General features: G+C 49.5%; 22 protein-coding genes and 1 tRNA gene. 6 read left to right on the plus strand and 17 right to left on the minus strand.

Annotated elements, in window-relative coordinates; translation table 11 throughout:
* The first annotated feature begins 284 nt into the window (after window positions 1-284).
* Together ACAW74_RS18215 and ACAW74_RS18220 are read left to right on the plus strand one after the other, a co-directional pair.
* Window positions 285-1343, plus strand: a complete 1059-nt coding sequence (locus ACAW74_RS18215; protein WP_370699648.1) for a GmrSD restriction endonuclease domain-containing protein — start codon at window positions 285-287, stop codon at window positions 1341-1343.
* Complete coding sequence (locus ACAW74_RS18220; protein ID WP_370699649.1) at window positions 1340-1996, plus strand: hypothetical protein; 657 nt, start codon at window positions 1340-1342, stop codon at window positions 1994-1996. Before ACAW74_RS18215 ends, ACAW74_RS18220 begins: the two co-directional genes overlap by 4 nt.
* 193 nt (window positions 1997-2189) lie before the next feature.
* Here the strand turns inward: ACAW74_RS18220 and ACAW74_RS18225 are convergent, their stop codons facing one another.
* From ACAW74_RS18225 to ACAW74_RS18255, 7 genes are all read right to left on the minus strand, one after another.
* Window positions 2190-2453: a hypothetical protein gene (locus tag ACAW74_RS18225; protein ID WP_370699650.1), complete on the minus strand. Its 264-nt coding sequence runs from the start codon at window positions 2451-2453 to the stop codon at window positions 2190-2192.
* A gap of 235 nt (window positions 2454-2688) precedes the next feature.
* Window positions 2689-3261 (minus strand): hypothetical protein, encoded by a 573-nt coding sequence (locus ACAW74_RS18230; protein WP_370699651.1) that lies wholly within the window; start codon window positions 3259-3261, stop codon window positions 2689-2691.
* Between the two features lie 6 nt (window positions 3262-3267).
* Entirely contained in the window at window positions 3268-3906 is a 639-nt protein-coding gene (locus tag ACAW74_RS18235) for a hypothetical protein (protein ID WP_370699652.1), read from the minus strand.
* Window positions 3881-4252: a hypothetical protein gene (locus tag ACAW74_RS18240; RefSeq protein ID WP_370699653.1), complete on the minus strand. Its 372-nt coding sequence runs from the start codon at window positions 4250-4252 to the stop codon at window positions 3881-3883. The genes ACAW74_RS18235 and ACAW74_RS18240 overlap by 26 nt, the downstream gene beginning before the upstream one ends.
* Window positions 4253-4741 (minus strand): hypothetical protein, encoded by a 489-nt coding sequence (locus ACAW74_RS18245; RefSeq protein ID WP_370699654.1) that lies wholly within the window; start codon window positions 4739-4741, stop codon window positions 4253-4255. It abuts the gene before it with no gap.
* Between the two features lie 211 nt (window positions 4742-4952).
* The gene (locus ACAW74_RS18250; RefSeq protein WP_370699655.1) at window positions 4953-5126 is read right to left on the minus strand and encodes a hypothetical protein; all 174 of its coding nucleotides are present in this window, start codon (window positions 5124-5126) and stop codon (window positions 4953-4955) included.
* Window positions 5127-5214: 88 nt separating this feature from the next.
* Window positions 5215-5586 (minus strand): hypothetical protein, encoded by a 372-nt coding sequence (locus ACAW74_RS18255; protein ID WP_370699656.1) that lies wholly within the window; start codon window positions 5584-5586, stop codon window positions 5215-5217.
* 109 nt (window positions 5587-5695) lie between these two features.
* Here ACAW74_RS18255 and ACAW74_RS18260 point away from each other — a divergent pair, with 109 nt between their 5' ends.
* Both ACAW74_RS18260 and ACAW74_RS18265 read left to right on the plus strand, forming a co-directional pair.
* On the plus strand, window positions 5696-6064 hold the full coding sequence (locus ACAW74_RS18260; RefSeq protein WP_370699657.1) for a hypothetical protein: 369 nt from the start codon (window positions 5696-5698) through the stop codon (window positions 6062-6064).
* A gap of 189 nt (window positions 6065-6253) precedes the next feature.
* Entirely contained in the window at window positions 6254-6613 is a 360-nt protein-coding gene (locus ACAW74_RS18265; RefSeq protein WP_370699658.1) for a hypothetical protein, read from the plus strand.
* 134 nt (window positions 6614-6747) lie between these two features.
* Here ACAW74_RS18265 and ACAW74_RS18270 read toward each other — a convergent pair whose 3' ends face one another.
* The 10 genes from ACAW74_RS18270 to ACAW74_RS18315 form a co-directional block, all read right to left on the minus strand.
* Window positions 6748-7155, minus strand: a complete 408-nt coding sequence (locus ACAW74_RS18270) for a hypothetical protein (protein WP_370699659.1) — start codon at window positions 7153-7155, stop codon at window positions 6748-6750.
* A 199-nt stretch (window positions 7156-7354) separates the two neighbouring features.
* Window positions 7355-7582 (minus strand): hypothetical protein, encoded by a 228-nt coding sequence (locus ACAW74_RS18275; protein ID WP_370699660.1) that lies wholly within the window; start codon window positions 7580-7582, stop codon window positions 7355-7357.
* Between the two features lie 86 nt (window positions 7583-7668).
* Window positions 7669-8037 (minus strand): hypothetical protein, encoded by a 369-nt coding sequence (locus tag ACAW74_RS18280; protein ID WP_370699661.1) that lies wholly within the window; start codon window positions 8035-8037, stop codon window positions 7669-7671.
* Between the two features lie 5 nt (window positions 8038-8042).
* A complete protein-coding gene (locus ACAW74_RS18285) occupies window positions 8043-8177 on the minus strand; it encodes a hypothetical protein (RefSeq protein ID WP_370699662.1) in 135 nt (44 codons plus the stop codon).
* Window positions 8178-8296: 119 nt separating this feature from the next.
* A complete protein-coding gene (locus ACAW74_RS18290) occupies window positions 8297-9022 on the minus strand; it encodes a hypothetical protein (RefSeq protein ID WP_370699663.1) in 726 nt (241 codons plus the stop codon).
* 453 nt (window positions 9023-9475) lie between these two features.
* Window positions 9476-9543, minus strand: a tRNA-OTHER gene (locus ACAW74_RS18295).
* Between the two features lie 239 nt (window positions 9544-9782).
* Window positions 9783-10169, minus strand: coding sequence for a hypothetical protein (locus ACAW74_RS18300; RefSeq protein WP_370699664.1), 387 nt, complete (start codon window positions 10167-10169; stop codon window positions 9783-9785).
* A 7-nt stretch (window positions 10170-10176) separates the two neighbouring features.
* A complete protein-coding gene (locus tag ACAW74_RS18305; RefSeq protein WP_370699665.1) occupies window positions 10177-10410 on the minus strand; it encodes a hypothetical protein in 234 nt (77 codons plus the stop codon).
* A complete protein-coding gene (locus tag ACAW74_RS18310) occupies window positions 10385-10609 on the minus strand; it encodes a hypothetical protein (RefSeq protein ID WP_370699666.1) in 225 nt (74 codons plus the stop codon). Before ACAW74_RS18310 ends, ACAW74_RS18305 begins: the two co-directional genes overlap by 26 nt.
* 2 nt (window positions 10610-10611) lie before the next feature.
* A complete protein-coding gene (locus ACAW74_RS18315; RefSeq protein ID WP_370699667.1) occupies window positions 10612-10980 on the minus strand; it encodes a hypothetical protein in 369 nt (122 codons plus the stop codon).
* Window positions 10981-11411: 431 nt separating this feature from the next.
* On the opposite strand from ACAW74_RS18315, the gene ACAW74_RS18320 reads away from it, so the two are divergent.
* Complete coding sequence (locus ACAW74_RS18320; protein ID WP_370699668.1) at window positions 11412-11855, plus strand: helix-turn-helix domain-containing protein; 444 nt, start codon at window positions 11412-11414, stop codon at window positions 11853-11855.
* Between the two features lie 330 nt (window positions 11856-12185).
* Window positions 12186-13457: a site-specific integrase gene (locus ACAW74_RS18325; RefSeq protein ID WP_370699669.1), complete on the plus strand. Its 1272-nt coding sequence runs from the start codon at window positions 12186-12188 to the stop codon at window positions 13455-13457.
* Window positions 13458-13670 lie beyond the last annotated feature (213 nt).

Below are 13670 nucleotides of genomic sequence, written 5' to 3' on the forward strand. Positions count from 1 at the left end.
GAGTGCCGAAAAGCCGGTAACAGATAGGGACAGATACGGCCAGATAAAGCCGGATAAGGCCAGATAAAGCCAGATAAAGCCAGGTAGGGCAAGATAAATGACACAAAAAAGCCCCGACCGGGGTAGTCGGGGCTCACTCAATGCCGCGTGGGTAAATTCTCTACAAACACAAATTGTTACGATATTCAATAAACAGATTCGAAGAAAACATAAGTATTAACCGTAATTCATTTACTTTAAGGACTGTTATACTTAAACTGTTGCTTTAAAAGACAACCCACAAGATGCAAGTTACTCCATCTAATTACCCTATAGCTGATTACTGCCGTCAAATGCAAAATTCAGAAATTATAGTAAATAGGGAATATCAAAGATCAGATGGCGTTTGGCCAAAATCAGCTCGATCATACTTAATTGAGACAGTACTACTTGGATATCCGATCCCCAAATTGTCTCTATCGATTAAAACCGATATTAAAACTCGTACTACTAGGAAGGAAATTGTAGATGGCCAGCAAAGGAGCACAGCTATCTACGACTTTTACAATGACAAATTTTCAATATCAGTTGGATCTAGAAGTATATTTGCTGGTAAAAAATTTTCTCAATTAGACGAAGAATATCAACTTAACTTTATTAATTATAAACTAGGCGTCGATTTATTCTCAGCAGCATCCGACGCAGACATTAGAGAGGTATTTAGGCGTATGAACTCATATACTGTACCACTGAATCCTGCTGAGACAAGATATGCAACACATCAGGGCGTATTTAAATGGTTCGTGTCTGATCTTACCAAAAAGTATTCTCAATCGTTAAAAGATTTAGGAGTTTTTTCAGAAAAACTGTTAGTCAGAATGAACGATTCCACACTATTTACAGAAATCACAAAAAGTTTGATAGATGGAATTTTTAGTGCTAGTGATGTGCAGATTAATAAATTTTACACTTCCAGAGACAAACAATTCCCAGAAAAAGATGACTGCGAGAATCGTATAGAGAAAATATTTGATTACCTGTTTTCTTTAAATGAATTATGGAATACTGCGTTGATGAAGCCTTACAATTTCTATTCGTTGACTCTCGCAATAACTCATCATTTATCTCCTGTAGCAAAATTCCAAACCCTATATAACCTCAGTAGGCCAACAAACTTCGATCGTGATACACTAATACGCAACTTGCAATTTTTATCATTTATACAGAATGAAGACAGCAATACATATCCTGACTATAAGGAATTTATTGAAGCTTGCTCATCTGGAACAAACCGCATAGTTCAAAGAGAAACTCGCTTCAAATATTACTGCAAGGCTTTAGATCCAGAAACAAATTTTATATGATACCAAGAAAAAGGCTATCTTCTTTAAAGAAAACGGGTTGCAAGAAAATAAGTAGACTTGAAAAAAAGGTTAACTTAGCCTTAGCCCTCTCTGCAAAGGATCGCGACCAAACAATGTCCTTTGTTGTCATTGAAGCTTTAAACACTTGGAATAATTTCTTAAGATCTCTCTACTTATCTTTAACAATAGAAGCAAGATCAACAAAAGGAAAGAAAATCATTGCAACACCTCCAATCCCAAGCTTTAATGCTGCAATAGGAATTGCAATAAATGCTAATAGTCGTTTCCCTAGAAATCCTCCAACATCTGGCACATGGAATCGAAGGGATGAACCTAGCTGGCACAACCTAACAATGTTTCGTAACGCTTGTCAAGCCTTGAATTGCTCTTATATAATAGATATAGACACAGCACTTTCTATAGGCACAAGAGCTTATAGAGATTTACCAACAATAAGAAACTATTACGCTCACAGAAATGAATCAACGGTTCAGAATGTAAAGAATTTGGCTTATTATTATGGAATTCCACGTTCTCTTTCACCTACAGAAATTTTATACTCTTACCCATTAGGAAATCCATATAGACCATTGATACTTGACTTACTAAGCGACTTATCTTTATCGATGGAGTTACTATGCGAAGGAATTTGAATTAGACTACTAGCTTGTTATTTAAAAAAAACAAGAGATTAGGCAGAATATCGCAATAGCGGTCAGTATTAGGCAAAGCGTTTGGGCCATTCTGTACCATCCAGGAGCGGCGTTTCGTGGTACCAGCAGTACATGAATTATACTGATCAACCAGATCACCACTGACACCACCAGCGCCAGCCCCCACCAAAAACTAGTCAGATCGATTGCCAGGTACTGCATCGGTTGGAGGGTCGATTACGTCAGGATGGTAGACAATTAGCCACTTTCTAGCCTCATGCAACAGGCAGATGGCGGCGACGTGGCCAACAGCGCCCATGACGATACAGACTACAGCTGCCATATTCGGGTTGCCGGTGGCCTTCATCATCAGATGAAAGGCACCGGTGGCGGTGCAGCTGGCAATAGCTGTGTCGACTAAAAAATTCACCAGCTTAGGGATCCACAGAATACGCATACGTTAGTGGGGTTTGAGTTGTTCGGGGTGGCCTAATTGAGACAAAATGACTTTTACCTGATTGGGCGTCAGCAGCCGTTGGCCAGGCTCGTAGCCTTCATCAAAGAGTTGGACCATACACGGACGCAACCAGCCCCGAAATACCTTTTCGCTGGCGCTGTAGGCATCCCGTAACTGTTTGAGTGTGTAGCTCCTTCCCTCACTGATCACCGGTCTTGTTGTTATGCCAACGGCTTTATGCCTGAATGGCTATTTGTTCGTAGTAGTAGGGGCTGGCGTGGGCCTGCACCCGTGCCCAAGCCTCTTTCACAAGGGCGAAGTTGGGCACCTTCTGAAGTGTGCCCCCGTTCTCGATCCCGTCGTTAGTTTTCCCGAGTACCAGGTAATTAGTCATTTCGTAGAGCAAGGGCGGTACGCGGTTGAGCGAGTGGAACGTAAAGAGCATATCCAAGTTGCGGTGGCGTCGACTCACCAACAACCGGCGTATTTCACTCTGCACGTTCGGCTTGATGTAGGCGGTGGCGTCTTCAAACACGATCATGCAGTTGTAGGCGTGGCGGTAGATGGCTGATAATACCGCTTCGTCGTCATCGCCAAACAGCCGGTAAATGCCCGTCGACTTCCATTTACGGAGTTGCTGCACCGTCATCAGGGGATAGTCGGCATACGCCTTTTCATTGTTGACGTCGAAGATCAACACACCCCGAACCTTGCTGGCGGCTTCAATGAGTTTTTGCGTGTGGGTGGTCTTTCCGGTACGTGGCGCACCGGCGCGAAGGATCACCACGTTGTGCCGTACATCAGTCATAACACGCTACTTGAATGAGGAAAACAGTTTAGGAAAAACGGGCTCCAGGCGCGGTAACATGATCATAGCCACGGCCAGCAATAAGGCCATTTCGGGGCTCAATGCCCCTTTCTGGTGTTTCTCCAGCACGTCGGCCAACGGGGCTATCAGATCCGCTTTTTCGTCATCGGTCAGGGGCAGTTCCTCACAGGCTTTGTCCAGCTGCTCATACCGATTTAACGCATTCCATAGATCATCATCCTGATCCGGCAACTGAAGCTGCTTCGTCTTTTTGGCGGCTTTAGCCCGGGTGCGGTACTCGGTAACTAGTTCCCGGTCGCCGGGCTCCAGGATCGTACGCGGGTAGACCCATGAGCGTAGCAGGGTCTTTTGCGCGACGTCGAAGGTGCGGACCAGCTGCGTGGCTTGCCGGCGGAAAAAGGCCCGACCTTTGGGTTGGGGCTCGTCCGGGGCGTCAGGATCCGGGGCCGCTTCGTCCAAATCGTCGAAGTCGTTCGGATCCACCGGCTTGGCGTCGGGCGGTGGCACAAACGTACCGTCGTCGGTGGTGGGTGCCGGCGGAATGTAGTTGGTGTCCTGACTTAACAGCGCGTCGATGTCATCGACCGGCGGGCTGGACTCAGTGGGTGTCGGCTGCGGCAGCATTGGCGGGCAGTAAGTTGGTGGGGGCCATGAGGCCTTGGTATTTGGCCATCAGCGCCATCATTTCGTTGGTGTCGGCCACGAACGGGGTTGGATCCGTGAAGATCTTGCCGATCTCTTTAACGACCTGGAGCTTGGTGGTCTTCCCATTCAACAAGCCCATGAAACGATTGCAGATCCGTAGCAGGGTGCCAATGTCTTTTTGCATGACCTGTTTTTCCTGCACAACCTGACTATAGGCGGCTTTCAGTCGGTCAAGCTGTTCCCGCTTGATCGTTACAAAATCTTCACCCAACGCTGCGGGCTCATTTCCCGCCGGCACGGCAGGTTGTAAGGCTACATTTTCCATTTATAGACTTTCGTACTTTTTGCGGCTGACAAATGAGTTCTTAACGGCCAGATCAATGATCCGTCCGATCCGGGCATTTAGGGTACCAACTTCAGCCAGCAGGCCTACCCGTTCGGTGCGTAGATCGGCTAGTTCCTGCGCCTGCGCCTGGTGGATCCGCTGCTCACCGGCCTGGCCAGCCAGTTTCTGTTGCAGCTGCTCGATCAATGCATTTTTCTGCTCCAGCTGCGTGGCCAGCTCAGCGCGGGCGCTCTCCAGGTTTTGCCCTGTGCCGGCGACAGTGGCCAGCTGACGTTCCAGTTCGTCGATGCGTTGTTGATACTCGCTCTGTTTCTGGGCAGCGGGGTTTGCCAGGCCGGCCAGCAGTTCGGGGAGATAAGCGTTTAGGCTCATGCCGGCGGCTTTGGCCTGAGCCGTCAGGTTGGGTACCAGATCCGGGTATTTGGCAGGATCCGGGCGGCAGGTGAGCGTTTGGGGCCGTTGAGCCATAAAAGTGCAGGTTTGCAGGAATGACCCCCGTATTTTCACAATACGGCCGGGGCCGCAAGGCAACCCCGGCGTACGGTCATCCTTAATTTGAGAATCGAATCGTTATTGATCGAAACCTACACTACGCGCTGTACTCAGGTAACAGATAGGGACAGGTAGGGACAGATAGCGCAAAAAAAAGCCCCGGCCTAAAGGGTCGGGGTACTGGGTGTTAGTTCAGGCGGGCTTTGATTTTGGCCACTTCCGCCGGCGTAAAGATTCGTCGTCGGTTCAGATCCGGTATTTCGTCGTAGAGATTGGCCACAGCAAACCAATTCCGCAGAGTCTTGTACGTAATGGGCTGGTTGCCAGTCGACAGCACAGCTAACAATTCCTTTTTACGCATGAGTCATTCAAGAGGTTAGATCGGAATGGTGGGAGTAGTGGCGGCTGGCTGTTCTTCAAAAATAAGCAGCCGATGTAAATAAATTAACTTATGACAAGCGTTTAATGCCTCCTACATCGCCGATCTCCAGTAGAGCCCGATTCAATTCATTGTCAACGTGCACCAGTGGACCCGTCACCTGGTAGGTTTCGTAGAGTTGCTCACGTAGTATCCGGGCATAAATCAAGCCAATTTTTAGCGCATAGCGTTTGCCCGACTGTCGACGCTTGGGAGCTGTGAACGCCTGGATCCGGGCGTAAGTAAATGTGCGTTTGTAGAAGTCGGCTAAGAGCAGATCGACGTTGCGAATGTCGGCCACCGAGCCGTTTACTACCTGGTTGGCGTAGTACTGGCAAAAGTCGTGCAACGCCTCATATTCGACAGGTGCCAGGTAGATCGTAACGGGATAAAGATTATTCATTGCAATTAATGAAACTTAAATTTGCCTAGTGAGTATTACTTCTCCGTATCCTGCTACTTTTACTCCTAGCTGTAGGTAATTCCAAAATAGATCATCCCAGCTTCGTTTTATGAAAGTTACCTTGAAGCCATTGGAAATCCCGTTTAGGGTTGGAGACACTGTCTTTGTCAACTTACCATACAGCAGCCTTAATACATCTGAGCAAAGTTACTTGCTCGACGACAAAAGCTACTTTGAAGCAACAATCGTCCGTATCTTCTTGCAAGGTTTGCAATCACCTACTGTCGTTGCCACATCAAAAGAGTTCCATGAATTAGCCATTACCAACTTAGTGTATGACCTCAAGCTTGTCGAAGGGACTAAAGGAAATAACAGGGTACCCCTAGTTGTCGATCTGGCTTCAACGAGGAAACTATTGTTCGCTACCGAGCAGGAGTTAACCAACTACTTGCTAAACGGTGAACATGTTGGTTCGTAAACACCTAGGGCTTAGTCGAGTAGCAGGCAGTAAATTCCATTTCATTTGGTTGTTTCGAGCGCGATTACAGCGCTAAGTTCACGTGATAAACTCGGTTTATCACGTGAACTTAGCGACAACTATTTTTAGGGCTGGCGGTTCTACCTTTAGCCAGCTTCCACATCGCACCGGGCTATATCAAAAAAAGCCATGAAAATAGCCCTGCAACTGCTTGAGACGCCATTCAATGTTGGTGATACTGTCTTCGTTAACCTGCCATATTGCAGTCTGGACACGTCTAAATCGGATAATACGATCGTTGATAGAGGCTATTTTGAGGCAACAATCGTGCGTATTTTTTTGGAAGGATTGCGGCCACATCTGGTTGTCACTGAGCCAAAGGCCACCCATGAGCTGGCTATCACAAACCTGATCTATGATCTAAGGCCGGTGGGTATAGATAAAGGGGCCAATCGAGTGCCATTGAACATTGACCTGGAATCAACAACGAGAATTCTATTTGCTACGGAACAAGAGCTAAAGGATTATCTGGCAGTAGGTATTTCATGAGCCAACCGGAGACAGATGTAGTATAAACGGGACCGGGGCGTCAGGCGTACGAGCGTAACTATTGACAAGCCGCAAGGTGCCGGCCTGGCCGCAGGGGCTGTTTTCTTCTGGAAAGCCCAATGTACCTGGCTGGCTCATGTTTCGACGACCTTGGTTTTGATCCCTACCCACTGGCTACCGAATTTGAGCAGCAGATACAGTTCACGTACGGCCGGCTCCGACGTCGAGCGGTAGAACACGCCACCCGCTTTGCAATACCGACTGTGTGTATACCCACTGAACAGCTGGTATAATCTTCGATAACGTCCTTGGACACTAAGCGCAAGGCCCGAGTTACCGATTAGAAACGTTTGATACAGCAGCTGCGCGGGTGGTTCCGGGATGCTGTGATTGCGTTCTTTCGGCCACAGCAATACACGCCACCAGGCTAGTTCGACCACATCAACGCGAAAGTCGGATTCAGACGGCCACAACAAGTTATCAGGCTGGCCAGGGTGCACAACGTTGGCCAGATCGAATTGGAAACGGTTGGCTTCATTCATGGATTACTAGCTTATTTTTCTGTTTGCGACGGGTATAACGGACGTTAGGATGAAACCAGGCGCATTCACATTGGCCGGCCTGTGGGTGCTGGCTATGATGACACCAACCTTCACCGTTATAATGGTCTTTTCTGGTATGGCCGCAGTCGCATTTGATGTTGCCATGTGGCCTTTTTGGCCTTGGTGTTTTTGCCATTAGCTAGGTTGATTTTCGTTGATCGATCAAGTCTAACGTGGTCTTACGCCCATTCTCAATCATAATCAGCGCGTCTACATCATCCTGCATATCGACGGCCGTATGAGCTTGTCCGTTATCAGTCAGTACCGTGAGGGTGTGCGACCTGAAGCCGGCTCTTTTGACCAGGCCAGCGACGGCCGCGGACAGGTTCTTAAAGGTTTCCACCCGGGCGGCTTCAGCTGGATTCATGGGTATACGGGAAGTAAAAGTTTGTGATACCATTCTGGCAGGTAGGTTTGCCCCCGACCGCTCGGGCCGGGGGCAAGTTGGGTACGTTACTGATTATTGATCGGATCCGGTACGTACCAGAAGCAATCGGGAATCTTGCCGTTTTTATCAAGTAGCCTAAAGGGTAACTGACTAAAATACTGGCCATATCGCATCAGCACATCCCGCCTGGTTCGGCAGCGTTCGAGCTTGTCACGGAAATGATCTAAATCGTTTTCCAATAATTGCAGCTGTGCGTATTCTGCCTTAGATAAAGTGCGGTCGAGTGACCACAAACGTTGCATATCAGAGCGAATCAACTGCATCTTAGCCCAATAAAGTCTGTTCATCAGGTTATAGCGGTTGATCCAGCGAAGCGAAAAGGCTTGCTTAGCTTTGACAAAATCCATCAGTTCGAGATAATCTATCTTACGCATAGCTCTTAGCCGATCCGGCACGTTTTCAGGTTACGATTCAGTTGCTGCAACCACTGGTTGCACAGTTCAGCGCGGATGTGTCGGCCGTTATCGCGGTGCTGAAGCCGGGCGCGGTGGACTTTGCCGTAGCGTTGGAGCATCAAAAAACGCTCGGAGGGTTGGGCCGTAGTGGTCCCATGATTTACATTTGTCATTGTCGAATTTTTTTGAAGCCCTGGCATTGGTGTTCGCTGCACCGTCAGGGCTTTTTTTGTGATGATTAGCGCCGTGAATTGGGCGATGTATGCCGGTTTAGCATACCCTGAACGGCATTCTGAGTGGCTTGCTGCTCTGGTATTAGACCAGGCGTTTGCAGGATACTTTGGCCGATGGCTTCAGGTTCGGCCAACTCGGGCTGAATAGCCAAGTGAGCGGTCCACCATTTGAGCATACAGGGTCTACCGTAGGTAGGCACCAGTGACGAACAGAAGGTTCGTAGTTCTTCCAGCGACTTGAACGTATAGTTGGCGTGGTTGAGCTCATCGAACCAGACGTTCCTACGCCGGCCGGTTTCGCGGGGCAGCGGGGAGCCAGCAGCGTTCTTCAGGGTGTCGTATAACCGCTGCAAATGGTATAACACCGCTTCAGCTTCTTTTACCCAACTGTGAGCCAGATAGCCCGTCCGCGTCATGGTGAGAATCAACGGCTGGCTATCCTTGGTCCGCTGGATCAACTGCCCGGATGGCAGTTCTAACAGGTTCTCATAGATCCGTATTTCATCAGTCTTTTGCAGATAAAGACCGAGGGGGTTTTGCAGCTTACGGATCAATAACTCAGCCTTATTGGTGCACTCAAAGCCCATTCCTTTGGAATAACCTTCAATCTGAGGCACCCGGTTGGTACCGTCGTTGGTCATATCGCATTCCCACCGGAAGGTACTTTGTTGCGGATCGGATTTAAACTTTACTGCTTTATGGGTACGTGGTGACGTGCCTGTAGTTACCATTAGAAGGAGATCTTACCGCGATGAAAGCGGGGTCATTTTTTCGATTTTTTGCGCGTCCTAACAGTTAGACTAACCCAGGGATTAACCATAGAGTAACTTCATTCACTGAAGTGAATGGAACATAGGCACTCCTAACCGAATAACTGCATCAGTTCGGTTTTGAAAGCCCCGAAACAGCCGGGGCGTATGATTCCTGGTCAGTCGCCAAAACCTGAAAATTTTGGCACATAGCGGGTGCGGTTGCGGCACAAAGGGATAGGCAGGCCAGTTTGCAACCTGGCCCGGCAACCGGGGGCGGTATAGTGGGGATGCCCTACGGGGCTCGGGCGGGATCGTTGGGGTGCAGCATGAGTTCTAAACGGGGTAAGACCATCGGTGAGGAACAAGGCAGACGGGCAGCAACGCCACCCGTCTAACCACTACCACCACCATCAGCTTCACTACGAAGCTTTGCGCTGACGGGCGGGAGTCGAACCCACCATTGGCCAACTGGCCAGCCGTACCAGTTACGGTACCGTCGCAGGGGGTGTTCTAAAGGCCGTAGAACGCGATTCTGGCCAGTAAAACGGGTTTGTAAGGGCACTTAGACCAGCGTTGGTCGAACGGATTTTGGGCGGTATACCATTGGATCCAGGCCGGTCTAACGCTGGCTTCAGTGGGTAATACACCTCGTTCTACTGTTTGCTTCAGTCGGGTGTAAGAGAGGCCCGGCGCGAGTGCGCCGGGTTCTACTGACTTTTCTATCCAACTAATAGTGGCTTCACGCCGGCGGCGATGGTTCGGCCGTGGTGTCAGGTGCCGGGGGATTGGTCACCGGCGCAACGGCCGGCGCTGGCTCAGGGAGCGGGCCGGGCACGAACCCGGCGGGCGGCTTACTGAAGTCGGGTACGATCTGCTCGGGAGCTTCGTCGACGGGCTGGCCAGGCGTCTTTTTCGGCGTCGGATCCGTCACAGGGGGCACGTCTGAAAACGTCGCATTGCGCTTATCGTACAGCTGCACCGTGCCGGGCAGGTATTCAAACGTTTTGGTCCTGAAATTCAGATCTTTGAACCCTTGGAGCGTGTAATGCTCCCCACCCACGACAACCAGGTGATGTTCGGGGTTGAAGGCGGCTTTCACGGCCGCGTAATTGATGACTTTTGGCATAGGATGATTAATCTTGAAATTTCGGATTGTTGAGCAGGCGGGTAACGCTGTCGCATTGTTGCTGAACCCAGCTTATCCGTTTACTCACGGCGCTGATCCGGCCCCAATTGAGCAATTGCCACCACCAGGCCCGCCCCTGCATAGCTTGCAGTTCGGTGTACAGCGTTAGGCGCTGCGACTCCAGCACGTCAAGTTGGGCCAGGTAGTAGGCGCGGTTAGTTTGACTGGCTCTCGTTGTCATTTTGATTGGTGGGGCTCTGACGTATGAGGTCGAGTAGTTCGCGCGTTTGCTCCTTTGTCAGTTCATCGAACTTGGTATTGAGCAGGTGTCGCATCCGGGCGTTTTCATCGCGCAGGACCGCCACGTAGCGACCTATGACGATCTGTGCTGACACACAAAACAGGCAGAACAGCAAGGGAAGTACGTAATGCTGCCACATAGCTAGTCTTCAATTACATCGCGGGGAACTGTAGGGGCAGGCATAGCAGCCAGAGCAGGGGCCAAATGTTCGACCAGCTGCACCGCGAAACCGGGGGCATCGCGTAACAGAGCGTAGGCCAGTTTTTTGGCGCTTATTTCTTGGAGAGCAAGAGCGTAGTTACTACCTGGAATCTCAGTATCGGGTGTATCTCTCAGATTGACGAATATGAGGGATTGATACGAGGGGCCGCTAAGACGCTCGGAGGGCGTAGCGACGGGCTGAACCTGAGCGGCCCGGCCAATAGCCTGGTTAATGCCGTTCAGGTAGTCGAGTAATTGGTCTTCTTGTCGAAGATCCAGGTTCGGGGTGGTGGTGGATTCAGGAGCCATAGCGGTGGTTGCGTTAAGTAGCTATAGCTCGCTAAAAGTCCGATGCCGTGGGGCTTCAGTCGAACGATCAGCGCGGGGGCGTTGGATGATGTAGCCTATACAGGCGGCGAGCATCACGATAAGTACCAGTGCAGCACCGAAGCCACAAGTAAGCCCTGTTGAGAATGGATCTAGTTCAGACATGGCTCAGGGGATTGAACTAGTTGAACATCGACCCTGAATAGGGCAGAATTAGACGGAAATTGATCCGTCGATGCATTACTTTGCATGAACAAAGGCGTTGGCTAGTTTTAATGACCTTTGGGTAAGGGGGGATGCTCTGCCAGGAACTGAACCCCCTTACTTTTCGTCATTGTTGATGCAATGATAGTGATAACAAATTATTCTTTGCAAATTTTCTACGGTAATTTATTATCCTTAATTTTGAAAGTATGGAAAATGAGGTAGTATCATCGAATCTGGCAGATCGCCTTAAACGACTTAGGAAGTCGTTGGGCATATCAGCAGCGGAGATGGCAGATAAGACTAACATTAGTTTACCTACCATCCGAAAGATTGAACAGGGGTCTCAGGACAACCCTACAATTCAGTTTGTGAATAGCTTGAAACAAGCTTTTGGAGTTAATGCCAACTGGTTGGTAGATGGCACGGGGGATATGTTTGAAACTAACCCGCAACTTGAGCTGGAGCTTGCCCAGACTAAAGCTATACTCGCTGAGAAGGAGGACACGATAAAAGGGCTTCTGAGAGCCTACGCGAAACTCCAGGGAGAGCTTAAGCGTGTGACGCCAGCCCAAGGTGTAACGAGTAAGATCAAGCAGTTTTTGCTTGATTTGCCTACACCTGCGACCACACGCCGTACTGCAATGCAGTAAAGGGCTGAATTACAAGAAATTGCAAAGGGGGTTTTAATCCCTCTCTCTCTGCAAGAGCCGTTTTTTAGAAGGTTGATATTGAGACCAAACCACGCGAAACCCGCGTGGTTTTTTCGTTTGGGCCTTTTTGTACCGCAAATCTGAACCGCCAAAGCCGATCTAACCCGGTTACGTCCCAGGTTACGGCAACCCCTCGCGGTTACGGCAAGCCCTTTACTACGTTAACAATATTTAAGTTTCGTAGGATCATATATAGCACTCACCATTAGTATAGTAAACTGATAGACTAGATTACCCAATCTAGTCTATCCTATTTACAATATTGACCGAATGGCTCTCCTGTTCTGGTTTAGAAAATCCGAAACAATACCCGACGCTGGTCAGATCCAGATGCGACTGACCTACAATGCCGAACGAGCCGAACTCGGCTCCACCCACATCGATTGTAAAAAATCGCAGTGGGATCAACCCAATCAATGCTTCAAGGGAAAGTCCGTCTGGGCCCAGGAGCAAAACGCCAAGTTGGCCAAGCTCACCAAACGCGTCGATGCGCTGGTGGAGAATCTGGAAAGAGATGGGCATGAACTGACCGCCGCGCTGATCAAGAATTTTTTTGCCCTGCAGCACCGCACCGCCAAAGCCGGAGGCCCGACGACTGGCATTGTGCACCGGCGCACCATCTTTCCCTTTAACGAACTGGCGCAACTGCATCAAGAGTCTCAGTCTAAGCGCCACAAGCTAGGCAAGATCACCCAAGCTACGCTGGACATCCAGGCTAACTATGCCGCCAACATCGCCGACTACTTCGCTCATCACAGACGTGATAAGTTGCCAGCCACCTCGCTCAACGATGACTTCATGGAGCATCTGGAGATGCACCTGGCGGATGTGGAGGAGTTCGGCGGAGGTCACATTGAGAAGCACCTGAAGTTCGTCAAGCAGGTGATGAAGTGGAGCCTGGCCAAAGGCTACATCTCCAAAAACCCGCTGGCGGAGTACGTGGTGGAAGGCTACGATGAACAGCCTGACACCACTCACCTGAGCATCGACGAGTTGCAGCGGTTGATCAACTTCGACTTCCAAGCACTGGCGGATGAAGGGCGCATCAACGTACTATCGGTGCCTGCGTTGAAAGAGGAGCGGGATGCCTTCGCCTTCAACTGCTTCACCGGAATGCACCACTGCGATTATACGTCTAAGGCCTACACCATCGAAGTTGATGATGCGGGGGATCACTGGCTGACAGGCAAGCGAAGAAAAACGGGCAAGGAGTTCTTTCTAAAGCTGCTGGGGCCAGCGGTGGCCATCTTTCAGCGCTACGGTTCAGATCTTGCCAACCTGCCAGTCAAGTCGAATCAGAAGCGCAATGACACGCTCAAGTTCATCGCCTTGTACGTGGAGCTTCCCTACAACCTGAGCACCAAGATTGCCCGCAAGACGTTCGCCGATCTGGCGCTAAATGAGATGCTGATTGCCGCTGATGACGTGGCTACGATGCTGGGCCTGACCAGTACCAAACGGCTGAAGCACTACGTGCGTCCGCGACGCCAACGCTTGTCAAAGCTACTAGTCAGTTGGAGTCAGTTGTCGAAGGCCGCTTAAGTAACTGATTAACTGTATCTAACCCACCATTCACATTCGTTTAGTGCAGCGGTAGCTTATTGACCTGAAGCTTTTCTAACGTAGTGTTAGATCATATAACGGCGCGCTCGTCATTTGGGAGAAAAATTAGTCTTATAAACTCAGCTCTATCACTAAGAATTACACGTTGATTCGTGAGATAATAATTTGAGACTATTTGTAGGCCAAATTAAT

This window comes from Fibrella musci, assembly GCF_041321105.1.
GTDB lineage: Bacteria > Bacteroidota > Bacteroidia > Cytophagales > Spirosomataceae > Fibrella > Fibrella musci.